The organism is Echinicola soli, assembly GCF_006575665.1.
GTDB classification, from domain to species: Bacteria; Bacteroidota; Bacteroidia; order Cytophagales; family Cyclobacteriaceae; genus Echinicola; species Echinicola soli.
This window is the reverse complement of sequence record NZ_CP041253.1, coordinates 1-26,893: the sequence shown is the minus strand read 5'-3', so window position 1 is coordinate 26,893 and position 26,893 is coordinate 1. Positions and strand designations below refer to the sequence as shown.

Annotated in this window: 27 protein-coding genes; 18 read left to right on the top strand and 9 right to left on the bottom strand. The window is 43.5% G+C overall.

The genetic code is table 11. The features are described 5' to 3' along the window. Nucleotides 1-6: 6 nt before the first annotated feature. The gene (locus tag FKX85_RS00135) at nucleotides 7-957 is read right to left on the bottom strand and encodes a zinc dependent phospholipase C family protein (protein WP_141612817.1); all 951 of its coding nucleotides are present in this window, start codon (nucleotides 955-957) and stop codon (nucleotides 7-9) included. A 213-nt stretch (nucleotides 958-1,170) separates the two neighbouring features. On the opposite strand from FKX85_RS00135, the gene rpsT reads away from it, so the two are divergent. The 8 genes from rpsT to FKX85_RS00095 all read left to right on the top strand — a co-directional run bounded on the left by rpsT (nucleotide 1,171) and on the right by FKX85_RS00095 (nucleotide 9,073). Beyond that, nucleotides 1,171-1,425 carry a 30S ribosomal protein S20 gene (rpsT, locus tag FKX85_RS00130; protein WP_137400734.1) on the top strand — a complete coding sequence of 85 codons (255 nt, stop codon included), beginning with the start codon at nucleotides 1,171-1,173 and terminating at the stop codon, nucleotides 1,423-1,425. Nucleotides 1,426-2,053: 628 nt separating this feature from the next. Then, nucleotides 2,054-2,749: a RadC family protein gene (gene radC / locus FKX85_RS00125; RefSeq protein ID WP_141612816.1), complete on the top strand. Its 696-nt coding sequence runs from the start codon at nucleotides 2,054-2,056 to the stop codon at nucleotides 2,747-2,749. 7 nt (nucleotides 2,750-2,756) lie between these two features. Then, entirely contained in the window at nucleotides 2,757-3,374 is a 618-nt protein-coding gene (locus FKX85_RS00120; protein WP_141612815.1) for a DUF1684 domain-containing protein, read from the top strand. 63 nt (nucleotides 3,375-3,437) lie between these two features. Further along, nucleotides 3,438-5,849 carry a phenylalanine--tRNA ligase subunit beta gene (pheT, locus tag FKX85_RS00115; protein WP_141612814.1) on the top strand — a complete coding sequence of 804 codons (2,412 nt, stop codon included), beginning with the start codon at nucleotides 3,438-3,440 and terminating at the stop codon, nucleotides 5,847-5,849. A gap of 4 nt (nucleotides 5,850-5,853) precedes the next feature. Beyond that, entirely contained in the window at nucleotides 5,854-6,138 is a 285-nt protein-coding gene (locus FKX85_RS00110) for a hypothetical protein (RefSeq protein ID WP_141612813.1), read from the top strand. A gap of 2 nt (nucleotides 6,139-6,140) precedes the next feature. After that, nucleotides 6,141-6,425 carry a cell division protein ZapA gene (locus FKX85_RS00105; protein WP_141612812.1) on the top strand — a complete coding sequence of 95 codons (285 nt, stop codon included), beginning with the start codon at nucleotides 6,141-6,143 and terminating at the stop codon, nucleotides 6,423-6,425. Between the two features lie 71 nt (nucleotides 6,426-6,496). Further along, nucleotides 6,497-8,056, top strand: coding sequence for a ribonuclease Y (gene rny, locus FKX85_RS00100; protein WP_394344994.1), 1,560 nt, complete (start codon nucleotides 6,497-6,499; stop codon nucleotides 8,054-8,056). Between the two features lie 351 nt (nucleotides 8,057-8,407). Then, nucleotides 8,408-9,073, top strand: coding sequence for a hypothetical protein (locus FKX85_RS00095; protein WP_141612810.1), 666 nt, complete (start codon nucleotides 8,408-8,410; stop codon nucleotides 9,071-9,073). 68 nt (nucleotides 9,074-9,141) lie between these two features. Here the strand turns inward: FKX85_RS00095 and FKX85_RS00090 are convergent, their stop codons facing one another. Then, nucleotides 9,142-9,813, bottom strand: coding sequence for an OmpA family protein (locus FKX85_RS00090; protein WP_141612809.1), 672 nt, complete (start codon nucleotides 9,811-9,813; stop codon nucleotides 9,142-9,144). A 17-nt stretch (nucleotides 9,814-9,830) separates the two neighbouring features. Beyond that, nucleotides 9,831-10,592, bottom strand: coding sequence for a hypothetical protein (locus FKX85_RS00085; protein ID WP_141612808.1), 762 nt, complete (start codon nucleotides 10,590-10,592; stop codon nucleotides 9,831-9,833). Between the two features lie 114 nt (nucleotides 10,593-10,706). Here FKX85_RS00085 and FKX85_RS00080 point away from each other — a divergent pair, with 114 nt between their 5' ends. Beyond that, on the top strand, nucleotides 10,707-11,315 hold the full coding sequence (locus FKX85_RS00080) for a 2OG-Fe(II) oxygenase (protein WP_141612807.1): 609 nt from the start codon (nucleotides 10,707-10,709) through the stop codon (nucleotides 11,313-11,315). A gap of 116 nt (nucleotides 11,316-11,431) precedes the next feature. Here FKX85_RS00080 and sucD read toward each other — a convergent pair whose 3' ends face one another. Continuing rightward, nucleotides 11,432-12,313 (bottom strand): succinate--CoA ligase subunit alpha, encoded by an 882-nt coding sequence (gene sucD, locus FKX85_RS00075; RefSeq protein WP_141612806.1) that lies wholly within the window; start codon nucleotides 12,311-12,313, stop codon nucleotides 11,432-11,434. Between the two features lie 122 nt (nucleotides 12,314-12,435). Here sucD and FKX85_RS00070 point away from each other — a divergent pair, with 122 nt between their 5' ends. Genes FKX85_RS00070 through FKX85_RS00050 form a run of 5 tightly spaced genes read left to right on the top strand, consistent with a single transcriptional unit; the run spans nucleotide 12,436 to nucleotide 19,419 of the window. Next, complete coding sequence (locus FKX85_RS00070) at nucleotides 12,436-15,873, top strand: ATP-binding protein (RefSeq protein ID WP_141612805.1); 3,438 nt, start codon at nucleotides 12,436-12,438, stop codon at nucleotides 15,871-15,873. 57 nt (nucleotides 15,874-15,930) lie between these two features. Further along, nucleotides 15,931-17,106: a hybrid sensor histidine kinase/response regulator gene (locus FKX85_RS00065; protein WP_141612804.1), complete on the top strand. Its 1,176-nt coding sequence runs from the start codon at nucleotides 15,931-15,933 to the stop codon at nucleotides 17,104-17,106. Between the two features lies 1 nt (nucleotide 17,107). Continuing rightward, nucleotides 17,108-17,743 carry an ABC transporter ATP-binding protein gene (locus FKX85_RS00060; RefSeq protein WP_141612803.1) on the top strand — a complete coding sequence of 212 codons (636 nt, stop codon included), beginning with the start codon at nucleotides 17,108-17,110 and terminating at the stop codon, nucleotides 17,741-17,743. Beyond that, nucleotides 17,740-18,966 (top strand): ABC transporter permease, encoded by a 1,227-nt coding sequence (locus tag FKX85_RS00055; protein WP_141612802.1) that lies wholly within the window; start codon nucleotides 17,740-17,742, stop codon nucleotides 18,964-18,966. The genes FKX85_RS00060 and FKX85_RS00055 overlap by 4 nt, the downstream gene beginning before the upstream one ends. Nucleotides 18,967-18,984: 18 nt before the next feature. Further along, entirely contained in the window at nucleotides 18,985-19,419 is a 435-nt protein-coding gene (locus tag FKX85_RS00050; RefSeq protein ID WP_141612801.1) for a hypothetical protein, read from the top strand. 13 nt (nucleotides 19,420-19,432) lie between these two features. Here the strand turns inward: FKX85_RS00050 and FKX85_RS00045 are convergent, their stop codons facing one another. After that, nucleotides 19,433-20,254: an aminotransferase class IV gene (locus FKX85_RS00045; RefSeq protein ID WP_141612800.1), complete on the bottom strand. Its 822-nt coding sequence runs from the start codon at nucleotides 20,252-20,254 to the stop codon at nucleotides 19,433-19,435. Between the two features lie 408 nt (nucleotides 20,255-20,662). On the opposite strand from FKX85_RS00045, the gene FKX85_RS00040 reads away from it, so the two are divergent. Next, complete coding sequence (locus FKX85_RS00040) at nucleotides 20,663-21,079, top strand: hypothetical protein (protein WP_229239722.1); 417 nt, start codon at nucleotides 20,663-20,665, stop codon at nucleotides 21,077-21,079. 97 nt (nucleotides 21,080-21,176) lie between these two features. Here FKX85_RS00040 and FKX85_RS00035 read toward each other — a convergent pair whose 3' ends face one another. From FKX85_RS00035 to FKX85_RS00025, 3 genes are read right to left on the bottom strand one after another with little or no spacing between them, the layout of a single operon-like run. After that, complete coding sequence (locus FKX85_RS00035) at nucleotides 21,177-21,641, bottom strand: c-type cytochrome (protein ID WP_141612799.1); 465 nt, start codon at nucleotides 21,639-21,641, stop codon at nucleotides 21,177-21,179. Further along, nucleotides 21,622-22,290 (bottom strand): SCO family protein, encoded by a 669-nt coding sequence (locus FKX85_RS00030; protein WP_141612798.1) that lies wholly within the window; start codon nucleotides 22,288-22,290, stop codon nucleotides 21,622-21,624. The genes FKX85_RS00035 and FKX85_RS00030 overlap by 20 nt, the downstream gene beginning before the upstream one ends. Before the next feature lie 15 nt (nucleotides 22,291-22,305). Then, complete coding sequence (locus FKX85_RS00025) at nucleotides 22,306-22,842, bottom strand: CopD family protein (RefSeq protein ID WP_141612797.1); 537 nt, start codon at nucleotides 22,840-22,842, stop codon at nucleotides 22,306-22,308. 189 nt (nucleotides 22,843-23,031) lie between these two features. On the opposite strand from FKX85_RS00025, the gene FKX85_RS00020 reads away from it, so the two are divergent. From FKX85_RS00020 to FKX85_RS00010, 3 genes are read left to right on the top strand one after another with little or no spacing between them, the layout of a single operon-like run. Beyond that, nucleotides 23,032-23,439 carry a hypothetical protein gene (locus tag FKX85_RS00020; RefSeq protein WP_141612796.1) on the top strand — a complete coding sequence of 136 codons (408 nt, stop codon included), beginning with the start codon at nucleotides 23,032-23,034 and terminating at the stop codon, nucleotides 23,437-23,439. Between the two features lie 23 nt (nucleotides 23,440-23,462). Beyond that, a complete protein-coding gene (gene meaB, locus FKX85_RS00015) occupies nucleotides 23,463-24,461 on the top strand; it encodes a methylmalonyl Co-A mutase-associated GTPase MeaB (RefSeq protein WP_141612795.1) in 999 nt (332 codons plus the stop codon). Between the two features lie 19 nt (nucleotides 24,462-24,480). Then, nucleotides 24,481-25,284 carry a DUF3298 and DUF4163 domain-containing protein gene (locus FKX85_RS00010; protein ID WP_141612794.1) on the top strand — a complete coding sequence of 268 codons (804 nt, stop codon included), beginning with the start codon at nucleotides 24,481-24,483 and terminating at the stop codon, nucleotides 25,282-25,284. Here the strand turns inward: FKX85_RS00010 and dnaA are convergent. Continuing rightward, nucleotides 25,281-26,708, bottom strand: coding sequence for a chromosomal replication initiator protein DnaA (gene dnaA / locus FKX85_RS00005; protein ID WP_141612793.1), 1,428 nt, complete (start codon nucleotides 26,706-26,708; stop codon nucleotides 25,281-25,283). The genes FKX85_RS00010 and dnaA overlap by 4 nt on opposite strands. Nucleotides 26,709-26,893 lie beyond the last annotated feature (185 nt).

Sequence of the window (26,893 nt, the reverse complement as noted above, 5' to 3'; positions counted from 1 at the left end):
AAAATACTAGAATTTATGGCCCCTTGCCTTGATGTTGTTCCCCGAAGAAGGTTTTTGCCAAGCTTCTGCTGGAATCTTTTGGTTCAGTAGCGGTGTCAGGTCAGGCTGTCCGGCGTCCACCCAGGCGGTATACCAGAAATCGGCTATCATTTTGATAGAGCGTTTCATCTGTCGCTCCACTTGGCCATCCAGCATCTGGTTATAGGCAATAGTGAAAGGTTTTGAGTAAACTTTGGTGTTTATGGTGCCTCGTTCCTCAAAACTGAATTTCTTGTCGTCACTGAATTTCTTGCTCAGTTTTTTTTCAAAACGCAAAACGCTGTCCATGGCCTCATGGGCCTGAATGACGGCATCCCAAGCGGCGAGCTGGGTGTTTGGTATATATTCCGCTTTTCCGATAAACAGGTCGAAGTCAGTAGAAAGCAGTTCTGGTATCCTGCTTTCCCAAAAGCCGTGAATGCCTTCTTGCCCTGTAAGCTGCCCGTTATAGTTTTCAGTAGTGTGGAGTGGGACATTGATATCGCCAATGTAATGGCCCAAGTCAGCGGATAACCTGAGGATTGCTGGGGCTTTTTTGTCTTTGAAGGCTTTGGTGAGCTGGCTTTTTACGAATTGGACATTCCATGGAGCAATGCCGTATTTTCTTAAACTGTCTTCTCCGTATAACTTCACCGCCGCGCTCCAGTATCTGGGTAAGGTGTAAACAGCACTGTCTCCATAAACGTCCGCATCTATGTAGTGCTTTTCTGCCTCTCCTTTTACTGCATATCTTCTTCGATCCGGATTGACTGCGTTTTCAGTAATGTAGACAATGTTTTCCTTGTAAAAGCCCGTCATTTCGACTGGGAGGGAAAAAACAGCAAGACGATTGATCCTTTTGTGAGCGTAAAATCCCCAAAATCCAAAACTCTGAAGGGCAAACAATAGCAAAAAGCCAAAAAGTAAAATTCGTCTCATATAGAAATTTAGTGAAAAATATGGAGAATTGAAAAGTGAAAATGATTACATTTGCAGCTGATTAGGAAGTATTCAGGTGTAAGATTTGATTGGTTTGAAAACTTTCTGGCGTATAGTTGATTAATCCTTTTGTGATTATAAATAAAACAGTTAACTTTGCACTCCTATTAATGGACAGTGGCGAAATCAAAGAAATTTAAGTAAAAATAAGATATGGCAAATCACAAATCAGCTCTTAAGAGAATTCGTGCAAACGAAGCCAAGCGTTTGAGAAACAAATATCAAGCTAAGACTACAAGGACTTTCATTAAGAAATTGAGACACACTACTGATAAGGTGGAGGCTCAGGAGTTGTTCAAGAAAGTTTCTTCTATGATCGATAAACTTGCTAAGAAAAACATTATCCATAAGAACAATGCAGCCAACAAGAAGTCAAGTCTGGCAAAACTTGTTAATGCACTAGGTTAATAGCGTGGATGAAAGACTTTTACAAAGCCTTGTCGCTAAGCGGCAAGGCTTTTTGTTGTTTTTGGGAGTATACCGGAAAAGCAGAAAAAATATATCAGCGGAAATCTTGCCAATCAGGAACCAAGCAATATTTCTGAGGGATGAGCGTTTTCTAGGTGGTTATGGTAAGCATATTTCTCTTTGATTCAGCAATAGGAATGCGTAACCCAGCATAAAAAAACAGCGCAAATCTCATTAATCTGCGCCATCTGCGTGCTATCCGAACAACAGGTATCTTCGTGTCTTGGTGACTTTGTGGCAAAAAACAAATCATATTAAAATAAAGGGGTTCGTGCCCTCAATTTTTTAGCTTGCCCCGACTTGGCTCTAACTGACATTTAGACTGGTACATCCCCGCTTTTCAGCTTCATTCCCATAAAGTAGGTGAGCAGAGTCGTTTTTTGATGGAGCGAAGGTAATGCTGATTGGGTAGGGATTGGACTTGTTAAAAAGACCACTTTTGAGGAGGTGTAGCCATTTATTGGTAAGTGGGCCATTATAATGGAATTGCCTTTTCACATCAGTGATTTTTTTCGATAAATTTAACTAGTCGTTGACCGGATATTTTATACCATCATACTTTTTGAATATGGAAATATATCATTCTATAAAAATCTCATCTCTGGCAGAGGAAGACCGTCCCAGAGAGAAACTTCAGCTAGAAGGAAAGGCGGTGCTAACAGATGCGGAACTCATTGCTATTTTGATAGGATCGGGAACAGCCTCGGTGAGTGCAGTAGACCTTTCCAAGCATATTTTGGCAAGCGTGGAAAATAATCTGGCGGCATTGGCACGATTGTCGGTAAATGATCTCAAAAAGTTTAAAGGAATCGGTGAGGCAAAGGCCATTGCTATCGTAAGTGCCCTAGAGCTGGGCAGGCGGCGGAAACTGCTGGAGATTCCCAAAAAGCCGAAGATAACTTGTGCAAGGGAGGTGTATGAGCTGATGAGGCCCGATCTTCTGGATGAATGTGTAGAGTTTTTTTATGCCCTGCTCCTGAATCGGGCCAATGGCTTGATCCGAAAAGCATTGATCAGTAAGGGCGGTACGAGTGGGACGGTGGTGGACCCTAAGCTGGTTTTCAAGGCTGCGCTGGAACATGGGGCATCGTCGATGATACTTGTACATAATCATCCTTCTGGTACATGCAAGCCTTCAGATCCGGATGAAAAATTAACAAAAAAGCTGGTGGATTTAGGCAGAAAGTTGGAGTTGCCGATTATAGATCATTTAATTTTCACAGATGTTGGTTATTTTAGCTTCGCAGATGAATCAATGATCTAAAAAATAAATGAAGCAGCAACAGATATTATTGGGAATAGTGGGGGTAGTCGTCTTGGCGGCAGTAGGTTATATGTTTTTTGGAGGCCAAAGTAGCGGTGACTACCGTGAGAAGATATTGGACGAGCGTGAACGACAGTATAAATTTTTAAGGTATAACGATGAATCCCCGCTTACGGATAAGCAAAAGTTGGCCTTCGATTCCCTAATTTGTTTTCCCGTGGATGAAAAATATAAGCTACGCGCCCGATTAGTGCCGCTCCAGCAAAAGCAACTCCTGGAAATCCCTATGACCGATGGTTCGATGGAGACTTATGTGAAGCACAGCTATGTGGATTTCGAACTGGAAGGCAAGTCGTGCCGCTTATTGCTTTTGCAGGCAGCAGATGAACCTGATAAAAAGAACTTTTTCCTGCCATTTGCCGATGAGACCAGCGGAGAACTTACCTACGGCGGTGGGAGGTATTTAAATCTTCGACAGGATGGAATGAACAGTATCACCATTGACTTTAACTTGGCATATAATCCTTATTGTGCTTATAACCCCGATTTTGCTTGTCCCATTCCTCCAAAGGAGAATATTTTGGATGTCCCAATCGAAGCAGGTGAGAAAAATTACTTAGAATAAGCTTTCTGCCATTGGCAATTATCTTAAATTTGCTCTTTAATTTAGAGAAATCATTCCGAATACATGAAAATTTCTGTCAATAGATTAAAAGACTATATACCATTTGAAGAAAGTACGGAGAAGATCGCCGAACTCCTTACCCAGTCTGGACTGGAAGTAGAAGGTGTGGAGCGTTTCGAATCCATTGCTGGGGGATTGCGTGGGGTGGTGATCGGTGAGGTGCTCACCTGTGAAGCCCACCCGAATGCCGACCGGCTGAAAAAAACTACCGTGGATCTGGGAGGGGAAGTGGTGCCGATCGTTTGTGGAGCACCCAATGTCGCCCAAGGGCAAAAAGTAGTGGTCGCCACTGTAGGAGCGGAGTTATCCATCCCGGATGGTGGTACCTTTGTCATAAAAAAAGCGAAAATCCGTGGAGAAGTTTCACAGGGCATGATCTGTGCCGAGGATGAACTGGGCCTTGGCCAGGGCCATGATGGGATTATGGTGCTTGATACTGATTTGCCAAACGGAACTCCAGCCGGTAAATATTTTGACGTGACAGCCACTGATGTAGTGGAGATAGGCTTGACCCCAAACCGTGCGGATGCTGCTTCCCATCTGGGAGTGGCCCGTGATCTGAAAGCCTTACTGAACCGTGATCTGAAGATGCCTGATGTCAGTGATTTTAAGGTAGATAATACTTCAAGACCGGTAGAAGTAGTGGTGGAAGATTCGGCCGATTGTCCGCGGTATGCGGGATTGACCATTTCCAATATAAAAGTGGGACCTTCACCAGCATGGCTTCAGGACTACCTGAAAGCGCTGGGTCTTGAACCCATTAATAGCATCGTGGATGTTACCAATTTCATTTTGCATGATCTTGGCCAACCATTACATGCGTTTGATTTGGATAAGGTGAAGGGAGATAAAATAATTGTCAAAAAACTACCCAACGGCACGAGGTTCACTACATTGGATGAGAAGGAACGTAAGCTGACCGGGGAAGAGTTGATGATTTGTGACGCGGATGGCGGGTTGTGCATCGCCGGGGTTTTTGGAGGACTAGGCTCAGGAGTCAGTGACGGGACTACCTCCATATTTTTGGAGAGCGCCTATTTCTCTCCTGATGTGATCAGAAGGGGGAGTTTGGTGCATGGGCTGAAGACCGATGCCTCGTTCCGCTTCGAAAGGGGTACTGATCCCAATATGCCTGTTTTTGCCCTTAAGAGAGCTGCGTTACTCATTAAGGAAATTGCCGGAGGTGAAATCACTTCTGAAGTGGAGGATCTTTATCCAGATCCCATTGCTGATTTTGAGGTGAAAGTAAAGTATGCCCATATCGACCGCCTGATAGGAAAGCATATTCCCAAGGAGACCGTTCATGGTATCCTGGAGAGCCTTGAGATCAACGTAAGTGAACCTCATGAAGAAGGTTTTGTAGCGATTGTCAAGCCTTACCGGGTGGATGTGACGCGTGAGGCAGACATTATCGAAGAGGTACTACGGGTGTATGGTTTTGAAAATGTCATGCTTTCTGATACTTACCAATCGGGCTTTTTGGCCGAGCATCCGGCCAAGGATACCAATAAGTTGCAATACAGGGTTTCTGAGTTGCTTACAGGGATGGGGTATTTTGAAATCATGACCAATTCACTGACCAAGCCGGGCTATGCAGCGAAATCAGGTTTTCTTAATACAGAAGAGAACGTAGAGATATTCAATAAGCTCAGTGAGGACCTTGGCGTGATGAGGCAGAGTTTACTGTTTACAGGGTTGGAGGTATTGGCGCACAATATCAATCGACGCCAGACTGACCTTAAATTCTTCGAGTTTGGTACGGCCTACTTCAAGGAGCAAGAGGGATACCGTGAAGAAAAGCACCTGTCTGTTTTCCTGACCGGTAACAAATCCGCGGAGACTTGGCTGGAACCGACCAGACAAGTGTCGTTCCCTGACCTTTATACGGTTGTGGAGCGGTTATTTGATAAGCTGAATGTCCGTATGCCAGAGGTGGAGATCATCCATGATTCACCTTTTGATTATGCACTTAAACTTAAAATTGGAGAAAAGGAAATAGGTAAAGTAGGGCAATTGTCGTCGAAAATCACCAAATTGGCTGAGGTAAAGCAAGAAGTGCTTTTTGCGGAGCTGCGATGGGACTACTTGTTAAAGAAAACAAATGGGCTGAAGCAATATGCGGAAATCTCCAAATTTCCAGAAGTTCGTAGGGATTTGTCATTGGTGATTGATAAATCGGTGTCTTTTGATGCGGTCAGAAAAGTGGCCGAGAAAGCTGGAGGAAAGCTTTTGAAGCACATCGGAGTGTTTGATGTTTATCAGGGAGATAAAATCGAAGCAGGTAAAAAAGCCTATGCGCTGAGCTTTTACCTTCAGGATGATACCAAAACGCTTACCGAGAAGATCATCGATCAGTCCATGAACCGACTGATGAAGTCGTTTGAAAAGGAAATTGGGGCGTTGATTAGAAAATGATAAGATGATTCACGAGGAACTCCAACATCTGCAGCAACTTACCAATAGGGTGACCAAGAAGCTTGAGCAGCTAGCGCAGGATAAGCAGGCGCTGGAAACGCAAGTGGATCACCTGCAACAGAAATTGCAGGAAAAGGAGGCTTCATTGGACCATTTTAAAAATCAAATTAAAATTAGTAAAATTGTAAACAACATACCGGTAGAAAATATAGCGTCTGCTGAATTGCGAAATAGAATAGATAATTATATAAAAGAGATCGATAAGATCATTACTCACCTGTCTGAATAGTTATGGATACGCTTTCGATAAGAATAAAAATAGGAGATAGGGAATACCCTATGAAAGTGAAGGCGGAGGATGAAGCGAAAATCAGGCGAGCGGGTAAATTGATTAATGATAAATTAAAAAGATATAGAGAAGAATTTGGTTTAGATGATAGACAAGACCTGTTGGCAATGGTGGCCTTCGACTGTATGGTAGAAGCCATGGAAGTCAATGAGGTGAATACAGAAGACAGTGAACAGATCACTGTCGCACTATCAAATATCAACAACCAACTGAAATCCATATTGTAATTATTTTATTCTTCGTGCTCCGGACGAGGTTTTTCCGCTACCGGTAGGTCTTTTATTAACCTAAAATACCTATGGTAATATACACAATAATTGCCGGCATAGTCGGCCTGGCATTAGGGGCAATAGTGGTTGGTCTTTTCCTTAAGAAAAACAATCAGAAACTAGAACAAGAGGCACAAGAGAAAGCGAAAAGCATCCTCAGAGAGGCTGAGCTGAATGCCGAATCCCTCAAAAAGGATCGGATGCTGGAAGCCAAGGAGAAATACCTTAAGCTAAAAGCTGATTTCGAAGAGGATGTGAATAAGAAGAAGAACATTCTTATCACCAATGAAGGCAAGCTCAAGCAACGTGAGCAAATTCTCTCCAAAGAGATGGAGCAGATCAAGCGGAAAGAAGCCGAACTTGATAGTAAAAAAGAAAATCTCAGTGCCCAGCTACATGCTGTACAGGTCAAGAAGGATGAACTGGACAGGGTAACCAATCAGCGTATCGCAGACTTGGAAAAAGTGGCGCTACTGACCAAGGAAGAAGCGCGTGATCAGTTGGTAGTGATGCTGAAAGATGAGGCACATACCAAGGCTTCCTCGCACATCAAGGATATCCTCGACCAAGCGAAACTCTCGGCCACCAAGCAAGCCAAGAAGATTGTTCTGGATACCATTCAGAGAACAGCTACAGAGCATGCCGTAGAAAACTGCGTTTCTATCTTTAATATCGAAAGTGATGATATAAAAGGTAAGATCATCGGTAGGGAAGGGCGAAATATCCGGGCGCTGGAGTCGGCCACAGGTGTGGAAATCGTAGTGGATGATACCCCTGAGGCAATTATTATCTCTGGCTTTGATCCAGTCAGAAGAGAGATTGCGAGATTGTCGCTGCATAGATTGGTTCAGGATGGAAGGATTCACCCGGCCCGTATCGAAGAAGTAGTGGCGAAGACCGAAAAGAATATTGAAGAGGAGATTGTGGAGATCGGTGAAAGAACTTGTATTGACCTTGGAGTGCATGGCCTTCATCCGGAATTGATAAGGATGGTCGGTAGGATGCGCTTCCGTTCTTCCTATGGACAGAATCTATTGCAACACTCCAGGGAAGTGGCCAAGCTATGTGCTACCATGGCCGCTGAGATGGGGCTTAATGCCAAGCTTGCCAAAAGAGCCGGACTGCTCCATGATATCGGAAAGGTTTATCCAGAGGAAGCAGAACTTCCTCATGCCATCTTGGGCATGGAGCTGGCCAAGAAGTATAAAGAGCATCCAGAGGTGTGCAATGCCATCGGCGCTCACCACGATGAGATAGAAATGACATCCATGATCTCTCCGATTGTCCAAGCTTCCGATGCCATTTCCGGTTCGCGGCCAGGAGCCAGAAGGGAAATTATGGACAGTTATATCAAGCGTCTGAAAGACTTGGAGGATTTGGCATTGAGCTTTGATGGAGTGAACAAATGTTTTGCCATGCAGGCAGGACGTGAGCTTAGGGTCTTAGTGGATGCTGAAAATGTTGATGATACTACGGCAGGAAAGCTTTCTTTTGATATCTCCCAGAAGATCGAAAAGGAAATGCAGTATCCCGGGCAGATAAAAGTAACGGTGATCAGGGAAATGCGAGCTGTCAATTACGCTAAATAATGGCCTGAAATGCTGATCGGATCGATTGGTGTTTTTAAATCCGCGATTTGTTTGAAGTTTATCAAGACTGATGGAGACTTCTTACGAATCGCGGATTTTTATTATGGTGGGGAGCAATTGGAGCAACTGATATGAAACTATCGATTATTTTTGATTGTAAATTGATTTTTTAATTGTTTTGTGTGTTATAATTGAATTTTTTTTATAAAACATATTTTTTTTTATTTAAAAAGTAAAATATACTGTTTTTAGAGTATTGTTTTATGCTGCAAGTTGTTTTAACATTATGATTTAAAAGGTTGCGGTATTACCGAATAAAATATTTTAAATCAACATCAATCAAATTTAATTATGAAGAAACTATCTACTTTGCTGACATTATTCATTTTAATATCCTCTATGGCCATGGCCTTTGACAAGAAAGTCAAAATATCGGCATCCGAACCAGATGCTAATATTTATGTGGATGGCCAATTAGCTGGGACGGGAAGTGTGGAGCTGAAAATCGAAAAACGGACTTGTGTGAACGTAAGGGTCGAGAAGGTGGGATTTGTGGTGGAGGAACGTACCTTTTGTGATCAAAAGAACCAACCAAAGCCCAATAAACGGGAATATATCAAACTGGCGGTGGATGAGGCTTATACGGCATCGTCAAGCTCAGATATCGCCAATGTAGATATCAGCCTCAAACCTTCAAAAGATGAGCTGGAGGCGTGGCAATTAGTATCCAGGATTGTGACCTCTTATTTTGACGTGATCGAAACTACTGACAGGGAGACGGGGTACCTGAGAACAGCCTGGGTGGCACAAAACTTTAATGGCTCTGTAGTTAGGTCTCGTTGTATCGTGAAGCTTGGTAATACCAGCCCATTGGAATATAAGGTAAAGCTGGTAAGTGAACATGCCAATGCCCCTGGGACTTCTGTGAAAACTGATGAGGCATTTAGGGAGTGGGACCGTATTTTGAGAAAATATGAAGGATTGATCCCTGAGATGCAATCTCGTGTAGGGCGTTAAGGTTTTAACCATAAAAAAACCATCCGCGATCGCGGATGGTTTTTTTATTGCTTTGTAACTCGTGAGGATTACATGTTTTCGAGTTCTCCTTTTTCTGCTTTTTCCACCAAATCTTCATTGGCTGTAATTGCTACTTCTACCCGTCTGTTTTCAGCCCGTCCGGCATCGGTATCATTTGAAGCGACAGGCACGGATTCGCCGTGCCCAACGGTTGTTAGCCTGGAACTGTCGATCCCTTGCATTTTAAGGTAGTTGGCTACCGACCCCGCTCTTTGCTCAGAGAGCTTTTGGTTATACTCTTCACTGCCTTTGCTATCTGTGTGGCCATCGATCATGATATTGGTATCAGGATATTCGTTGAGGATGCGGGCCATTTCCATGACATTTTCTTGGGCTTGAGGGGTAAGTTGGTAGGAATCAAATCCGAACAAAATACCGGAGTCGAAGGTAACTTGAATGCCTTCTCCCACTCGTTCTACTTCTGCATTTTCGATTTCTTCCATTTCTTTGGCCTGCTTGTCCATGTACTTGCCGATCGCAGCACCCGCTGCACCACCTACTGCTGCACCGATTACGGCACCTGCGGCAGTGTTGCCTTTTTTGTTTCCGATAAGGCCACCGAGTGCCCCACCTGCTCCAGCACCAATGGCAGCTCCTTTTCCTGTTTTGCTCCAGTCAGCACAACTAAACAATACTGTTGCACTCAATACGATCGCGAGTACTGATTTTAAAGTTTTCATTGTAAAAGTTTTTATAATTAATTTAATTTTTCAAACCCCTCTTGAATTTTTGAAATTGCATCAAACGATTCATCGAGGTTATTGACTCCCTTGCCAAATTTGTGCCAAAGTCCATCTCCACAATCAATATATTGGCCACGCTTTTTGGGAGTGCTATCACTGGCTACTTCGTAGTCATAGTCTGGTAGGTAAATGTAAGAAAGAAGTTGTCGGCTATCATCCCAGTTCCATTCTTTGATCTGACCATTTCTTTCGACGATTACTTTTCGTACCGAAAATTTCACTGTTAGTGTATATTCATCCACGGTTTCTTTGGTAATGGACCTGTAGCGAACCGTCAGTGGTGCTTCCTTTTTATTGACTTCATAGATGGCTTGGATAAATTCCTGGGCCAGCATGTGCCATTCTTCCTGGTTGATGGGGATGCTTCTGGAGATTTTTCCATGGATGTCTTTAGCGAAGACCTTTACGCCTCCGTTCTCATCCAACTCGCGTTTGTTTGACCATTTTGTTTGGGCATAGAGCGACTTGAAAGGTTGTTCCCAAGCAGTGGGCACTTCCCCGATAAAGTGATAGTCGTCTTCTTCGGTGAACCCTTCTGCATAGATTTCCTCTTCTGTCAGTTCATCCCTATCGGTATAATGAATGGTAAACTGCGTGTTGATAAAACCTCTTTCAAAACTGATTTTCAATTTGAATACATGGCTAAAGGGAGGCGGGATTATTCCCGAGTCATAATCAATTTCGATTCGCTTTATATCGTCAGATTTAAGTAGCATGTTAAATTTTCTTTGGGATTCCCTATTGGGTGATAAAATAGTAACGGATTTCCATGCAAAATTATGGTTTTCTTGAGATTAATTCATCTACATTTGTGGCTAAAAACAAATGGCATGGAAAATGAAGCTGTAGCGATGGCACTTTATGAGAAGGGCTGGTGCATAATCGATGATTTTATTTCGGAGGATTTCAGGAAGGAGTTATTGCAGGAACAGCAGGAGATCCTTGCCCACGGACAATTTAGGCATGCTGGCATTGGTAAGGGCGATGACTTTAAAATCAAACCTGAAATCCGCAGTGATAAGGTCAGTTGGATGGATTATCATTTGCTGACTCCTCTCCAGTCCTGGTATTGGGAAATGATGGAGGAATTGCGCATGGCGATTAACCAGCGATGTTTTTTGGGGCTAAGGTCCTTTGAGGCACATTTCGCGATGTACCCACCAGGGTCTTTTTACCTTCGCCATTTGGATCAGTTTCAGGATGTCAAGTACCGTGTGGTCACGGTTATTCTTTATCTGAATGACCATTGGGATGATGATGACGGAGGAGCATTGAGAATGTATTTTCCAGGAGAAAATGGAGAAGAAACCAGTGTAGATGTCTATCCGCAGGGAGGCCGTCTGGTGGTCTTTTTAAGTGGCGAAATTCCTCATGAAGTGCTATTGACCAAAAAGGAACGGGTCAGTATTACGGGATGGTTTAGGGATATTGAATATTAGTTATAATGTAAGGCGCAAGGCAGGTACTGGAAATTCATGCCATGCGGAATGGTTAAGAGCATAAAAAAGGGCGTCTATTTTAGTGGACGCCCTTTTTTTATGCTTTGACAAGATGCTTATGCTTTTACATTCAGCGCTTTTGCCATTACCTCACCGATCTCGGCAGGGGACTCAGCCACATGAATGCCATTTTCTTTCATGATTCTCATTTTTGCTTCAGCAGTGTCATCAGCACCGCCAATGATGGCGCCTGCGTGTCCCATTCTTCTACCTGGAGGTGCAGTCTGTCCGGCGATAAAGCCTACAACAGGTTTCTTGTTTCCGTTACTGTTAATCCAGCTGGCAGCTTCTGCTTCATAGTTACCGCCGATTTCACCGATCATTACGATGGCATCTGTTTCACTGTCTTCCATCAAAAGCTGAACGGCATCTTTGGTAGAAGTACCGATGATAGGATCACCACCGATACCGATGGCAGTAGAAACACCCAATCCAGCTTTGGCGATTTGGTCAGCAGCTTCATAGGTAAGGGTGCCTGATTTAGAAACAATACCTATACGGCCTTGCTTGAAGACAAAGCCCGGCATGATGCCCACTTTGGCCTCTCCTGGAGTGATGACACCTGGGCAGTTAGGCCCGATGAGTGTAGCACCTCTCTCCTTAATGTATGGCTTGGCTATCATCATATCCTTTACAGGGATGCCTTCTGTAATAGCGATGATTACTTTAATGCCAGCATCAGCAGCTTCCATGATTGCGTCAGCGGCGAAGGCAGGTGGTACAAAAATAATGGAAGTATCTGCTTCAGTGGCTTTGACAGCTTCCGCTACAGCGTTGAATACGGGTTTCCCAAGGTGGGTCGAACCGCCTTTGCCTGGAGTTACACCTCCTACGACTTTGGTACCGTATTCGATCATCTGTTGCGCGTGGAATGAACCCTCAGACCCAGTGAAGCCCTGAACGATTACTTTAGAATCTTTATTTACTAAAACACTCATGATGCGATTTTTAAAGTTTGGATACAAAAATAAAAGATTAAGGGCTAGTACAAAAAGAAAAAAGAAACAATGTCAAATTTAATTTATCTGAAACGATTCTTTTTCTAACTTAGAACCGAACTATGCCTAGAATTATCATTTTCCTTTACTTCCTGTTTTTTCTGAAAGCGACCCTTATGGCCCAGTCCTTTCAGATGAACAAGCAAATCAAAGGGTTGGATTTGCCTTCTCAAATTGTGTCCTCTATCAATCAGGACAAGGCTGGAAGGATATGGTTTGCGACGGCCAAGGGGGTCTTTTATTCTGATGGTATCAATACCTACAGTTTGCCTGAAGAATTGACTCGCAGCATGGAAGGAACGGCTGCGTTTGAAATCGATGAGCAGGGAGAAGTTTGGGTATATGTCAAAAAAGGAAAACCGCAGGTGTTTAAGTTGGTAGGACATGAATGGGAAAGGTACGGGATAGCAGATGCTGTTAGTGCCCTTTTTGACGGGGAGAAGATGGACTTTTATGTTTCGGGGACCAAAGCTGGTAAGCTATTGGTACTGTCGGGAAACGGGGTTTTGGCGAGCACCTTTGAGAATTCGAAAGAATGGACAGGACATCACTATAATGAGGAGCAATGGGGTAGGCTGAGGTCAATATTTTGCAGTTCCTCCGATAACATTCTTTTCTTATTTGGTAATAAGGCTGTCCGTTTTATAGAAGGGAGAATAGTTCCTTTTGAATTCCATGAGTCCTCCTTGCCAGGTCCTGTATGGATGGTGCGTTACAGTCAAGCAGCCGATCGGTACTTTTTTTTAGGAAATGATTTCCTGGCAAGTGGTCAAAGTTTGTATGAGATTGATACAATCATCGATCGGGGATTTTCACAGATAGATTATTTCTACGACAGGCAGTACGGATTACAAATCAAGGACAGGGGGGTGTATTATTTTTTTAATTCCCAATTGTATAAATATAACCTTGCCAATGGGCAGATTATTGAGATTTCCACTTACGATGTGCTAAAGTCCTTTTATATCAATGCCAGTTTCGTAGACCGGGAAAATATAATTTGGATAGGCACTGGGCGGGGTGTGGTCAACCTTCCCACATTACGTTTCCAAAATTACAATAAATGGGAAGGCTTGCTGGAGCATGAGGTTTCAGCAGTCTTGACCATGGAGGAGGGCGGTACCTTATATGGTTTTAATAATGGTATGCAGCACTGGAAAGATGGTAAAGTGGTTTTTGAATCAAAGGAAGAAGGTTTAATGGGCGAACCAAAAAATCGTATTACCACTTTCCACCGAGATAAAAATGGAATCGTTTGGATATCGTCTGCCATGAAGGGGGTGGGTCGGTATGATCCATACAATCACCTGTTGACCTATGTTCAGGCTCCCGATAAGTCCTTCGTCATGCATGTCATTCCAAAAGGGGACAGTCTATACATTGTGGCAAAAAAGCATGTTTACCTCAGTAATATCTATCATAGGGGCATGACTCACTTTAAAAATGAGATTACCCAACATTTATTTGATGACCTGTTGGGCACGCCTGTCGATGATATCCGGAAGGTAGATTTTACCGATACGGGTAAAATGATTGTCATGGCGGGAGATTGGAAAGGTCTTAAAGATAGTGTTTTGTCCAATGATGAAGTCATGGCCTTCTCTGGATACGACTGGATGCGACGCGGTAAGGGATTCTTGCTGGCCACACACGACGGGCTGAAGTATTATGATGGTGACAAGCTAGTGCCTTATCTGGTGAATGGACAAATGGTCGAACGTCCTGTATATTCGGTTTTAGAAGATAAAAAGGGAAATTTATGGGCAGGAACAGACGAAGGTGTTGCCATTATTGGCAATGGGATGATTCGTTATTTTAATGAACATAGTGGATTGGTGGGAAATGAAGTGAACAGAGGGGCACTGACTGTGGATGGGCAGGGAAGGGTACATATTGGTACACAAAACGGGCTGTCAGTTTTTATCCCCGAGGAGGATGAGGTGTTTTTTGTCGAACCTAAGGTGGACGTGAGGGACCTGAATATCCTGGGAGTGGAAGATGAAAGAAAGATCTCAAAAAATAAAATACCGTATGAGCTCAATAATGTGGAGGTGGCGTTTAGTGCCATAAGTTTTTTGCAATTAGCCAATTTTACGGTCAGTTACAAGCTGGAAGGACTACATGATGATTGGCAGCATGTTCAGAATCCCCGGACAAACAAACTTCAATTTAATAACCTTCCCCCCGGGGATTATCAGCTAAAGATAAAGGCCAGTTTGGGCGGTCAGTTTTCTTCAAAAATAGCTAGCTCTGAGCCGTTTTCTATAATCAAACCAACCTATTTACAGTCTTGGTTTATAGGTGCAGTGATCCTGTTCTTGCTGATGCTTGGCTTTGGTCTGAACATACTGATTACGCAGTTTAAGGAGCAAGGGGTACTTCAGAAGAGCATCGATGAAAAGAACCAAGAAATCAAAACAGCCGAAGACCAGTTCAAGAATGTGTGGGAGAGCTCCCAAGATGGCTTTATGCTTCTCAATTTGAAGGGCGATGTTTTGGCAGTGAATCCATCCATGACCAAACTGGCAGGAGTGGAGGAGTACAGGCAATTTACCGGAAGGCACGTGAAGGAGTTTTTTAAGAAACCGGAGTATTATTATGAACACAAGGATTTGATCATCAGGCTCATTTCCAAGAGTAAAAGTGGCTCTATGGAAGCATTTATGCCCTTTCACAGTGGATATAAAAACATTGATCTGTTTGTGACCAAAGTCAACCCTGAAAAAAAGGACGATATCGTGTTGATGGTATTTCGTGATGTTACCGATAAGAAAATCTATGAGGAGGGACTTAAAGAAGCCAAGGAGCGGGCCGAAGAGGCTAACCGGATAAAAACCAACTTCCTGTCCAATATGAGCCATGAAATCAGAACACCGCTAAATGGGATATTGGGCAGTACCGAGAACATTATATTCCAAAACAAGGATAACCACTCTCTGGTAGGGCAATTGGAAATCATTATGGAAAGCGGAGAGCGCTTATTGAATACGATAAACAGTATTTTGAACATGGCCAAGATCGAGGCCCATAAAATGGAGGTTGTTTATGAAGAAACCAATATAAACGATTTTATATCACATTTATTGATTCCGTTAAAGACCTTGGCCATGAAGAAAAACCTCCTGCTGACTGCCCGGTTTACGACCAAGCCGTTTATGGCAAAAGTAGACAGGCGGTATTTCGAAATGATCGTTAACAATATTGTGGGCAATGCCATCAAATACTCTGATGAAGGGCTTATAAAGGTCATGCTGAAGCGAGTGGGTGATAAAATCCACTTGGAGGTCAAGGACAATGGCATAGGCATGAGCGAAGGATTTATCCATAAAATTTATTCTCCTTTCGAACAGGAAAGCGTAGGCTATGCCCGTCAGTTCGAAGGAACGGGGCTGGGATTGTCAATTACCAAGAACTTGGTGGATATGCTTAACGGGTCCATCGAAATAAAGAGTAAGAAAAATGAAGGAACTACTGTATTGGTGATTCTTCCTGTCAATTAAAATATGCTTATTATTGTAAAAAAATACGTGATCTTTTTTTGACTCAAACGGAAAGATATGCTTGCACTTAAAATCCTGATAGTAGAAGATGATAATGTTTCTGCCCTGTTGCTGAAGAAAGCACTGGAAAAGAATCATCATGAAATCATGGGTATCGCAGCGACTGGTGAAGAAGCTTTGGATATCATGGAGGAAGTGTCTGTGGAACTGGTGATGATGGACATTAATTTAGGAGGTGAGCTGGATGGAATTAAAACCACTGAAATCATCAATGAAAAATTTGATATTCCTGTAGTGTACCTTACGGCAAGTTCAGATGAGGAGACTCTGCAGAAAATAGCCGGCACCAACCCCAGTGCCTATGTGATCAAACCGTTCAATATCCGGGAGCTAAATATGATGATCGAACTGGCGATCTTCAAAGATAAAAAGGAAAAAGAGCTCCAAAAACTAAATAATGAACTTGAAGAAAAGGTTCGCCAGCGTACTGCTGATCTCAATGAGGCGAACAAGGGGCTGAAAAAGGCACTGGAAAAGGAGAGGGAAATTGGTGAGCTGAAATCAAAAATAGTTCAGAATGTGTCCCACGGGTTTAAGACACCATTGACTTCCATTCTTAGCTCAGCACAACTGCTCCAGATTTATTCGGAAAAAGACCATCCGATGAAGGGTAAGCTGATGAAGCACTCGCGAAAAATCGAAAACTCCGTCCGCAACCTGAACAACCTGCTTACTTCGGTTTTGTTTTTTGGTAAGGCAGATGCCAATAAGATCGATTATAAGCCATCCAGGTTTTTTACAGCAGCTTTTTTTAATGAGGTCATCGATGTGGTTAAGGCAAATAACGATAAAGATGTGACCCTGGAGACCTCTTTTCAGGATGTTCCCAAAACCCTTAAATCAGATACAGACTTGCTATACCAGGTTTTTGAAAACCTGCTCAGCAATGCGGTAAAATATTCAAAAAACAAAGGAAAAGTACTGTTCAGCGTGGCCGTTAAAGATGATATGATGATCGCCAAGATAGAGGATGATGGTATTGGGATTCCTGAAAAGGAGCAATCCCAACTGTTTGATCGTTTTTTTAGGGCCAAAAATGTAGGGATCACAGAAGGGTCGGGTCTTGGCCTTTCGATCGTTAAAAAATGTATAGAAGTACTGAAAGGAGAAATTACTGTAGAGAGCAAGGCCGGAAAAGGCTCTACATTCACCGTGAACATTCCAATCAATTGATATGATTCTAGCCAAGGATATTTTGTTCTATTATGAAAAAGAACGTGCCATTCCCATTCCAGATGTGGCCCTTCAAGAGGGCGAAGAGCTCTTGGTGCTTGGAGCGTCAGGAAGTGGAAAGACTACAGTGCTTAATATTTTGGGAGGTCTTTTAAGGCCGATCAGTGGGGTGGTGCAGATCGACAATACGTCTATTTATGAACTCAAAGGTGCCCGTTTGGATAAGTTTCGTGGAGCTAATATTGGAATGGTCTTTCAAAAGCCCCATATCCTTGCCCCACTGACCGTTAAGGAAAATCTTCGGTTGGCACAGTATTTTTCAGGAAATTCGGATCATGGATTAATTGATAGGCTTTTAAAGGATCTGGGCATTTCCCATAAATCAGCATCAAAAGTAACGGCACTCAGTGAAGGTGAGGCTCAGCGGGTGTCCATTGCTCGGGCGCTGGTAAATAACCCCAAAGTGGTGTTGGCGGATGAACCTACCGCCAGTTTGGACGATGAGAATGCAGAAATGGTCATCCATTTATTAAAGGAGCAAGCAAAAAAAATGCGCTCGGCACTGATCATTGTGACACATGACCACCGCGTGAAAGAACATGTATCTAACCAAATCATGATGGGAGGTAAACGATGAATATGCTGAAGCTTAGCTGGAAATACCTGGTATCCAAACCACTTAATACGGGGCTTAATATTTTGTTGCTCGCTTTGGGGCTTGCGATCATTACGGTTTTATTGCTGATGCAGGACCAATTTGAAAACCAAATGAGCAAGGATGCCAAGGGAATTGACCTGGTAGTCGGAGCTAAGGGCAGTCCGCTACAGTTGATTTTGTCCAGTGTCTACCACATTGACTTTCCCACGGGCAATATCGATTTAAAAGAAGCCAAGGGCGTTTCCAGAAACCGCCTGATAAAGAATGCGATCCCGCTTGGTTTGGGAGACAATTATCAGGGATATAGAATCGTAGGGACCAATTATGATTATCTGGAGCTTTACCAGACAGAATTTGCCAATGGGCAGGGATGGGAACGTCCATTTGATGTGGTACTGGGCAGTGAGGTTGCCAAAAAACTAAACTTGAAAGTAGGAGATGAGTTTTTGGGGTCACATGGAATCGAAACCAGTAGTCATGAGCATGACCACCATCCCTATGTCGTAACCGGAGTTTTAGCTCCATCGGGTAAGGTGGTGGACAAATTGATCATTACCTCTTTGGAGTCGGTATGGTTGACCCATGATGAAGGAGAGGAGCATGATCATGCTGCGATGGAGAATGAAGTAGCTAAGCATGGCTTTCCCGAAACGGAGAAAGATCGTGAAGTGACGACGCTTTTGCTCCAATACAGGAGTCCAATGGCAGCCGTACAGCTTCCCAGGTTTATCAATAGTCGGAGTTCCTTGCAGGCAGCTTCTCCCTCGTTTGAGATTGCTCGCTTGTTCGAATTGCTGGGGGTTGGAATTAAGCTGGTCAAAGGTTTGGCCTTTATCATTATCTTTATCGCTGGCTTGGGCATCTTTATTGCTTTGTACAATTCATTGAAGGAGCGGAAGTACGACTTGGCCGTTATGCGTACCATCGGGGCCTCCAAGGGGCAGTTGTTTATCCATATTGTCCTGGAGGGCGTTATTTTAACATTTCTGGGAGCTGTGACAGGGATGCTGATCGGGCACCTTTTCCTATCGTTCTTGGTTATAGGTCAAGAACAAGGAGCCCTGAGCAATATATCCGCCTGGGTGTTCCTACAGGAGGAAGCCTGGATCATCGTGTATGCGGTGGCCGTTGGGATAGTCGCTTCTTTGATCCCTGCCATGGGTGCTTATAGGACCGATATTGCCAAGCAGCTGACGAAATAACATAGAGATTAATATACCATGAAATTAAAATTTAGTGTAATTGCAGTAGTGTTGATGACCGTTTACGGTGTCAGCAAGGCGCAGGAGGACAATGTATGGAAGAAGTTGACAGGAGTGACCTACGAGGTTGGAGAGGATGAATATGGGGAACTTTACCTTCCGGTTTTTAGCGAAGATATTCAGGAACTTGAAGGGACGGAAGTTTCAGCAGAAGGTTATATCATCCCATTTGAGGGGATGTTTAAGCCAGAGCACATCATCCTATCTTCGTTGCCCTTGGCGGAATGCTTCTTTTGCGGTTCCGGGGGGCCAGAGACGGTCATGGAGGTAATGATGGCGGATCCCATCGAGTATACTTCCAAGCGAGTAAAGGTCAAGGGAACCCTTAAGCTCAATGCCAAAGACCCAGAAAAATTAATGTATATATTGACCGATGCCGAATTGGTGTTGTAAAAGAAAAGCCCTCTCAGAGGGCTTTTTCTTTTTCCATATGTTTAAACAGTTCCATTAGTCGTAGGGTGTGTTCACCGACCTTTCCAGAGCCAATAGGCTTATGATCGATTTTGGTAATGGGCAAAATCCGCTTAGTTGTACTGCTCATAAATACTTCATCTGCAGCCATAACCTCTTCCAGTGTAATGTCACGGACGTGGGTTTCAGGGGCGAGGGCCAAAATGTTTTTCCTGGTAATCCCGTGAAGAATATTGGACTTTGGTGTGCTGATCAGGTTGTCCTTTACCAGAAAGATATTGCTTCTGGAGCTTTCAGAAATTATACCATTGGCGTGGTAAAGCACATCCTCTGCACCATTGGCTTTCCAGTCTGCGCTTAAGAAGACCGGAAGGGCATAGTTGGTCGTTTTGATTTCAGGAATCGGGCGGATATATTCAGTGGTCAAAAGGTGGACGCCATTTCGGTATTTTTCATCTGAAGGCATTAGCAATTCCTCGCAGAAAATATAAAGACTGCCCTTATCAGGGGAGAAATGATTGTCAGGCACGCCGCCCGACAGGACCATTCTGATACCGCCCTGCTTTAGATCGTTCTTTTCGATCAGTTCCAGCACAAGGCTTCTTAACTTGCTTTTGTCAATCGGAAGCTGCAGGTGGGCTTTAGCTGCCGATCGGATAAAGCGATCCAAGTAGTCCTCCAAAAATAATGGGATGTAATCTACGGTCCTGAAAAAATCAAAAACCGCATATCCCCTGATCAGCCCAATGTCCAATGGGTGGAGGCTCGCTTTTTCGCTGGAGATGATGTTATCTATGGAAAAACAAAATGGCTTCATATTTTTTTGTTAGTATTGATGATTTATCCTTTACCTTGGCTTGTTCAAATAGTCAAAACTTTCCATGGCATGAACAAGCACTGTAAAAATAAGTGTTACAGTTATGTTTTTACTATTAAGTAGGTATTCTTTTAGGAGTGGTATTAAATTGATTTATGCCGGGAAATAATGCAGGTACCCATATGTGCTAAAGAATCCCTAATAACCAATCCTGGTCATTGTCTGCGAAATTGCAGGAGGGGCATCAATAATTATTCAAGTTTGATGGCAAAACGGAAACGTATTTTATATATGTGGGATAATCTTCCTATAAGTGATGCCGAAAATGTATTGGTTTTTAAATAAAAAATGTGATTTTTGTAGCATGTATTTTATTTAGTATAATTATAATGTTGTAAGCAAAGAGTCATGAGCATATATTCTAAAATAGTTATATTGATTTTGGTTGCAGGGATATTGGCTTCATGTAATGGCCATCAAAAGGAGGTAGAGAAACTTAAGGGAGAGGTACTGGAGATCCATGATGAAGTGATGCCGCTAATGGGGAAGATAAAAGAAGAGCAAAAGCAGCTAATGACAGCCTCAGGGAAGCTGATGGCTGCTGATTCCGCTGCAAACAAAGCGACTGCCAATGAGATGCGTGAAGTAGCCAAAAACCTAGGGGATGCTTATGAAGGGATGTTTGTATGGATGCGTCAGTATAAAGTCGATTTTGAAGGGATGGAAGAGGAGCAGGTGATTGCCTACCTTGAAGAGCAGAAGAAAAAAGTAGGCAAGGTAAATGATGATATTACCAATGCACTGGAAGAAGCAGAAGCTTATTGATCGGTAATAGAGACTTTCATAAAAACAATTGATTGCCCTTCTTGGAAGGGTTAAGTGCTCGTAGGCCGTTTAATGTAAGGGGTATTTGGCCGATTCTCTATTTGTCTTCCAAGTACTTTTTTACTTCTCTGGCTTCCACCCGTTTTTCATTGTTCCCAAATACCGTGTAAACATATGTGGTGATTTCTGCAATTTCCAAGTTGGTCAGGTGGGGAGTTCCTGGCATCGGTTGATTGTATTTGACGCCATTTACGGTGATTTCTCCCTTGATACCATGCTTGATAAGGCGGATGGTTCTTCCTGTATCGGCTAACATGAAATCAGCATTTTGTAAAGGCGGGATGAGCTTACCCAGTCCGGTGCCATTTTTTTGATGACAGTTTGCACAGTAGTTAGCATAGAGCAACTGCCCTTCGATGGCGTATTGGCGGGTTTTGAGGTCCTCTATTTCATTTAGGGAAATAAGTCCATCGTCATTTTCCTTTTTTGAATGGCAAGCAATCACGGTCAAGATGAGGACGAAAGATATCCCGAGGGACCATTTAAGATTGTTTTTTGCCATTGTTAAGCAATTTTGGGATGTCCTTGATCAGCTCGTTGACTTGGTCTTCTTTGGTGCCGTCATAGACTCCTCTGATATGGCCTTGCCGGTCAATAAGGATAAAAGCACCGCTGTGGAGAAAACCTCCGGGTTCATTTTTGTCCTCCATGGCGGTGGCCAGATAGCTGGTTTGGCCGATTTCGAAGATCTTTTCCTGATCTCCAGTAAGAAAATGCCAGGTGGAGGCGTCCTCTATCCCCAGTCGTATGGAATAATCTTTTAGTACAGCGACCGTGTCGTGTGTGGGATCTATGGAATGGCTCAAGATCTGAAAATCGGCATTCTCCTTGAATTTGTCATATACCCGGAGCATCTGGGTTTTCATGATGGGACAGATTGTGGGGCAGGAAGTGAAGAAAAAGTCGGCTACATAAACCTTTCCTTTGAGGTTATTATTGGTAATGGTGGTGCCATCTTGATCCATAAAGGAAAAAGGAGCTATGGTATGGTATATGGTGTCGGTGACAGTCTTGCCATCGACGGTTTTTTCTTCGGTCTGTTTGTGCCCAAGGTAAGGAAGGGCCTCTTTGTTTTCTGATTTGCTTGTACAGTTCCATACAAGAAGAATACAGCTGAACAGGGAAAATATGATGAGGTTGTGCTTAACCATGATCGTTGTTTTGTTTTAATTTCTTTCACGTTTTTTTTTGTACCATTTGACGGCCAACATAAGCAGGACGCTTAATCCTATCAGCCCAGCCATTCCCCAGAGCATGTTCATGAGGTTTTTCAGGACGATCAGGAATACAATGGCAAAGAGCAATACCGTGGCTCCTTCATTCCAAAGCCGCAGCTGGGTAGAGCTCCATGTGGTGATGCCTTTTTGGAGTTTTTTGTAGATGCTATGGCAAATAAAATGATAGACATACAATACGACAACAAACGCTAGTTTAGCATGCATAAAGCCGAGCTCCAAATATCCTAAACGGTAAGTGAGGGTCCAAGTTCCGAAAATCAGTGTTAAGATTGCCGAAGGCCATGTGATGCCCAACCAAAGTCGCCTGGCCATGAGGTCCAATTGAGGTTTGAGGATCTTTTGCTCCTCAGGCGTTTTTTCCAAGGCTTCTGTTTGGTATATAAAAAGTCGTACGACATAAAATAATCCTGCAAACCAAGTGACAATAAAGATAATATGTAGTGCTTTGACATATTCGAACCCCATATCCAAATTTTTCCCCTAAATTAAGGGTAAACTAAGGAAGAGGAAAGAGAAAAGTCCAAAAAGCATGACCTGGGAGATACGGAGTATTATATCATATTTTGTCCTGTAAATGTATTATCGGTGCTGCACCAGCAGCCAGGTCGGTTTGGTACTAACTGTCAATGGTGAAATGTTAAGAATCCCATAAAAATGAAAAATACGAAAAGACTTTATTATTTGCTCGGAATGCTGGTTTTACTGTTACTGGTATGGATGGTGAGTGACACCTTTACACAGCCGGGAGTAGATGACCTCAAAATGGATTTTAACGAAGTGGCTACTTACCGAAATGAAAATAACACTGGTCCAATCAAAAGGGTGTATGCCGTGGTGGTATCCGATACCCTCTGGCATGAGATGGAGCAGTACGGTAAACTGATGCCCCATACCAAATATGGCAACACGCAAGTGTATTTTTTCACCAATAAGGAACAGGCTCCTGTTAAGTTGAATGCACAGAAGCCACATTTTGATGAACGGTTTAATCAGTATTGTATAGGCCGGTTTGAGAAAAAAGCAATGGGAGAGGAGGGCTTCAGGAAGTATCCCTTCCATTAGGAAACAAAAGGAACCGGATAGCGATGTCAAGACCAAGGAATAAACGAATGGATCCAGCCGCCTATGCAGAGGGCGTTTTGTCAGGAGATCGGGCGATGCTAAGCAAGGCTATTACATTGGTGGAGAGTAAGCTGGAAGAGGACCAGCTGGTGGCGGACAGGGTGCTGCAATTGCTTTTGCCCCACACTGGTAAGGCTAAGCGAATAGGGGTGACGGGTGCACCGGGGGTAGGTAAAAGCACCTTTATCGAGCAATTTGGGCAGGAGATTCTTCAGGAGGGACATCGTTTGGCCGTGTTGAGCATTGATCCGTCCAGTAAGCAGTCCGGGGGGAGTATCCTGGGAGACAAGACCCGCATGGAGATACTGGCCAAATCACCGGATGCCTTTATCCGTCCTTCGCCGGGAAGTGGCCACTATGGAGGGGTGACTTTTTGCACCAGAGAGGTGATGCTTGTTTGTGAGGCGGCTGGATTTGATGTAGTGATCGTGGAAACCATTGGTGTGGGCCAGTCGGAGGCACAGGTGAAGGAGATGGTGGATTTCTTTTTGTTGATCGTTCAGCCAGAAGCTGGGGATGAGCTCCAGGGCGTGAAAAGAGGGATTATGGAAATGGTAGATGCCATTGTGGTGAACAAGGCAGAGAAAGATAATCTTCATAAAGCAAAACAAACCAAGCAACAACTTGAAAATGCCTGTCACCTTTTGACCAACCGGTCCGTGATAGGGGAAATTGAAGTTTTGTTAGTGTCCAGCGTAGAGAAAAAGGGACTTAAGGAAGTATGGAAGGCCGTTGAGGATTATTTTGGCCAAATCACCGAAACTGGTTTTTTGGCCAGCAATCGCCTCGACCAGCGGAAGTACTGGTTTTATGCTCATGTCCAAAAGTCCCTGGAGCAACGGTTTTATCAAGACCCTGTTGTAATGAAAAAAATGGAAGAGGCATTAAGTGAAATTTCTGATGCCAAGGAGCTCCCGTCTGCTGTGGCAAGGAATTTGGTGAATGCATTCTTTAAACATTAAGGGTCAAAAAGTATAAAATATGAATAAGTATTCCATCGCCATGGTATTGGCGCTTTTGGTGAGCTGCGATCAGGATAAGGAAGAACGTGATGAGACGGCAAAAGAATCTTTATCGCATGAACAAATATCCATGAAGCGGCAAGCGTGTGTAGGTGCCGACAGTACTTGTGCGGTGGTTTCGATGGCATATCCGGTATTTTCCGGCGAAAAGGAAATGTTGCCCGGATGGCTGAATGCCCATGTAAAAGAACAGCTACTGATGTATTTGCAATGGGGAGAGGATACGGTGAAAACAGATCAGCTGGAAGTAGCTGCGGATAATTTTCTTACGGATTTTGAGGCGTTTTCTGCTGATTTTTCCGCTGCTTCCATGCCCTGGTTTGTTGATACAAAAGCTACCGTGACCTACGATGGGAGCAAAGCCATTTCCTTGGCATTCTCCAATAGCAGCTTTACCGGTGGAGCACATCCAAACCATACAGTGATGTTTTTAAATTTTGATCTGAAGAGGCGGCAATTATTGCAAAACGAAGAGATCGTACTGGATAAGCCCAAATTGCTTGAGAAGGCAGAAAAAGCATTCAAGGCATTTCATGCAGTGGATCCAGCGGTAAGTTTGGAGGAAGATGGCAGGTTCTTTTTAGAGGAGGGCAAGTTTTTTTTGCCTGCATCGATGGGGTATGAGGGTAAAGCGTTCGTGCTGATTTACAACAGCTATGAAATTGGCCCGTATTCCATGGGGCAAACAGTACTTGAGTTTCCGCTAAATGAACTGGATGAGATCGTTTGGATGCCCGGAAAGGTAAAAGGTCCTACCAATTAATAGGACCTCATTTTAAATTTTTTTCGTTGGTCGTTGATTGCATTTCTGAAAGAGGTGTCTGTTTCCATCAGGTCATTCACCGTTTGGACAGCGTGGATGACGGTGCTGTGGTCACGGCCACCGAAGTGATAGCCGATGGACTTCAAGGAATGGTTGGTAAACTCTTTTGAGAAATACATGGCCACTTGCCTGGCCACCACTATTTCTTTTTTCCTTGTTTTGGCTTTGAGGTCATCCAGTTTGATGCCATAATAGTCGGAAACGGTTTTTTGGATAAAATCAATACCAACTTCTGTTTCGATATCCTTGACGATGTTTTTCATGATCGTCTTGGCCAGGCCAAGGTCGATCTCCACCCTGTTTAAGGAGGCGTGGGCAATCAGAGAGATTAAGACGCCTTCCAGTTCCCGGATATTGGTGTCCACGGTATAAGCCAGGTATTCAATGACATCATCAGGGATGTAAATGCCTTCAGACTGCATTTTTCTTTTGATAATAGCTACCCTGGTTTCAAAATCCGGCATATGCAGATCTGCCGTTAGGCCCCATTTAAAACGGGAAAGCAGCCTTTCCTCCAGTCCCTTTAGGTCCCTGGGAGGGCAGTCGGAGGTCATGATGATCTGTTTTTTGCTTTGGTGGAGGTGATTAAAGATGTGGAAGAACATCTCCTGTGTCCGGTCTTTACCGGCCAAAAATTGTATGTCGTCGATGATCAGTACATCCACCTGCATGTAAAAATTGGTGAAGTTTTTTACATTTCCATCTTTGATGGAATCCATGAATTGATTGACAAATTTCTCTGAAGAGACATAGAGGACAAATTTCTCCTCAGGTCCATTTTTGATTTCATTGCCAATGGCCTGGATCAAGTGGGTCTTGCCAAGGCCAACACCGCCATAGATCATCAATGGATTAAAAGAGGTTATCCCAGGTTTGGTAGCCACAGCATAGCCTGCAGAACGTGCCAGTCGGTTACAATCTCCTTCGATGTATGAATTAAAAGAGTAATTCGGGTTTAGATTGGAGTTAAGGAGTGCCTGTGCATCCAGCGACTGCATTTCGAAAGGGCTTCTTCGCTCCTCTTTTACCGGTTTTTCATTTTTCTTCTTGTTAGGGCTGATATTGCCTTGTGGATAGCTGACCACGTACGGTTGGTTCTGGGAATTTCCCCTATCCACTACCACAGCATACTCCAGCTTCCCATTGGGACCGAGGATGTTTTTGATGGCCAGCTTTAAAACCTGCACGTAATTATCCTCTAGCCATTCGTAAAAGAACTGGCTGGGAACCTGAATGGTGAGTACAGAACCATCCAAACGCACAGGGTTTATGGGTTTAAACCATGTGGAAAAGCTTTGTTCATTTACGTGTTCTTCGATGACACGCAAACACTCATCCCATACTGCTTTGGCCTCTGAATTCATTTATAGTAAGTTACAAGAAAGAATTTTAGATGCTCCACTTCACCATTGAAGGGCAACAAATTTGGGGAAAATATATCTAAATTAAAAATCGAAAATAGCTTGACTTAGCTAGAGTTTTCTGTTAAGGTCATGGCGTTTATTGTTTTTTTTGGTCATACGATAAATGTGTTTTCCCCTTAGGCTTT

What these genes read in the sequence shown, in the direction of transcription:
- FKX85_RS00055 (WP_141612802.1), top strand. Translation starts at nt 17,740, where the DNA reads ATGAATATGCTGAAGCTTAGCTGGAAATACCTGGTATCCAAACCACTT.
- FKX85_RS00010 (WP_141612794.1), top strand. Translation starts at nt 24,481, where the DNA reads ATGAATAAGTATTCCATCGCCATGGTATTGGCGCTTTTGGTGAGCTGC.
- rny (WP_394344994.1), top strand. Translation starts at nt 6,497, where the DNA reads ATGGTAATATACACAATAATTGCCGGCATAGTCGGCCTGGCATTAGGG.
- FKX85_RS00060 (WP_141612803.1), top strand. Translation starts at nt 17,108, where the DNA reads ATGATTCTAGCCAAGGATATTTTGTTCTATTATGAAAAAGAACGTGCC.
- FKX85_RS00090 (WP_141612809.1), bottom strand. Translation starts at nt 9,813, where the DNA reads ATGAAAACTTTAAAATCAGTACTCGCGATCGTATTGAGTGCAACAGTA.
- dnaA (WP_141612793.1), bottom strand. Translation starts at nt 26,708, where the DNA reads ATGAATTCAGAGGCCAAAGCAGTATGGGATGAGTGTTTGCGTGTCATC.
- sucD (WP_141612806.1), bottom strand. Translation starts at nt 12,313, where the DNA reads ATGAGTGTTTTAGTAAATAAAGATTCTAAAGTAATCGTTCAGGGCTTC.
- FKX85_RS00050 (WP_141612801.1), top strand. Translation starts at nt 18,985, where the DNA reads ATGAAATTAAAATTTAGTGTAATTGCAGTAGTGTTGATGACCGTTTAC.
- FKX85_RS00085 (WP_141612808.1), bottom strand. Translation starts at nt 10,592, where the DNA reads ATGCTACTTAAATCTGACGATATAAAGCGAATCGAAATTGATTATGAC.
- meaB (WP_141612795.1), top strand. Translation starts at nt 23,463, where the DNA reads ATGTCAAGACCAAGGAATAAACGAATGGATCCAGCCGCCTATGCAGAG.
- FKX85_RS00065 (WP_141612804.1), top strand. Translation starts at nt 15,931, where the DNA reads ATGCTTGCACTTAAAATCCTGATAGTAGAAGATGATAATGTTTCTGCC.
- FKX85_RS00120 (WP_141612815.1), top strand. Translation starts at nt 2,757, where the DNA reads ATGAAGCAGCAACAGATATTATTGGGAATAGTGGGGGTAGTCGTCTTG.
- FKX85_RS00045 (WP_141612800.1), bottom strand. Translation starts at nt 20,254, where the DNA reads ATGAAGCCATTTTGTTTTTCCATAGATAACATCATCTCCAGCGAAAAA.
- FKX85_RS00095 (WP_141612810.1), top strand. Translation starts at nt 8,408, where the DNA reads ATGAAGAAACTATCTACTTTGCTGACATTATTCATTTTAATATCCTCT.
- FKX85_RS00110 (WP_141612813.1), top strand. Translation starts at nt 5,854, where the DNA reads ATGATTCACGAGGAACTCCAACATCTGCAGCAACTTACCAATAGGGTG.
- FKX85_RS00030 (WP_141612798.1), bottom strand. Translation starts at nt 22,290, where the DNA reads ATGGTTAAGCACAACCTCATCATATTTTCCCTGTTCAGCTGTATTCTT.
- rpsT (WP_137400734.1), top strand. Translation starts at nt 1,171, where the DNA reads ATGGCAAATCACAAATCAGCTCTTAAGAGAATTCGTGCAAACGAAGCC.
- FKX85_RS00020 (WP_141612796.1), top strand. Translation starts at nt 23,032, where the DNA reads ATGAAAAATACGAAAAGACTTTATTATTTGCTCGGAATGCTGGTTTTA.
- radC (WP_141612816.1), top strand. Translation starts at nt 2,054, where the DNA reads ATGGAAATATATCATTCTATAAAAATCTCATCTCTGGCAGAGGAAGAC.
- FKX85_RS00040 (WP_229239722.1), top strand. Translation starts at nt 20,663, where the DNA reads ATGAGCATATATTCTAAAATAGTTATATTGATTTTGGTTGCAGGGATA.
- FKX85_RS00035 (WP_141612799.1), bottom strand. Translation starts at nt 21,641, where the DNA reads ATGGCAAAAAACAATCTTAAATGGTCCCTCGGGATATCTTTCGTCCTC.
- FKX85_RS00105 (WP_141612812.1), top strand. Translation starts at nt 6,141, where the DNA reads ATGGATACGCTTTCGATAAGAATAAAAATAGGAGATAGGGAATACCCT.
- FKX85_RS00135 (WP_141612817.1), bottom strand. Translation starts at nt 957, where the DNA reads ATGAGACGAATTTTACTTTTTGGCTTTTTGCTATTGTTTGCCCTTCAG.
- FKX85_RS00070 (WP_141612805.1), top strand. Translation starts at nt 12,436, where the DNA reads ATGCCTAGAATTATCATTTTCCTTTACTTCCTGTTTTTTCTGAAAGCG.
- FKX85_RS00080 (WP_141612807.1), top strand. Translation starts at nt 10,707, where the DNA reads ATGGAAAATGAAGCTGTAGCGATGGCACTTTATGAGAAGGGCTGGTGC.
- FKX85_RS00025 (WP_141612797.1), bottom strand. Translation starts at nt 22,842, where the DNA reads ATGGGGTTCGAATATGTCAAAGCACTACATATTATCTTTATTGTCACT.
- pheT (WP_141612814.1), top strand. Translation starts at nt 3,438, where the DNA reads ATGAAAATTTCTGTCAATAGATTAAAAGACTATATACCATTTGAAGAA.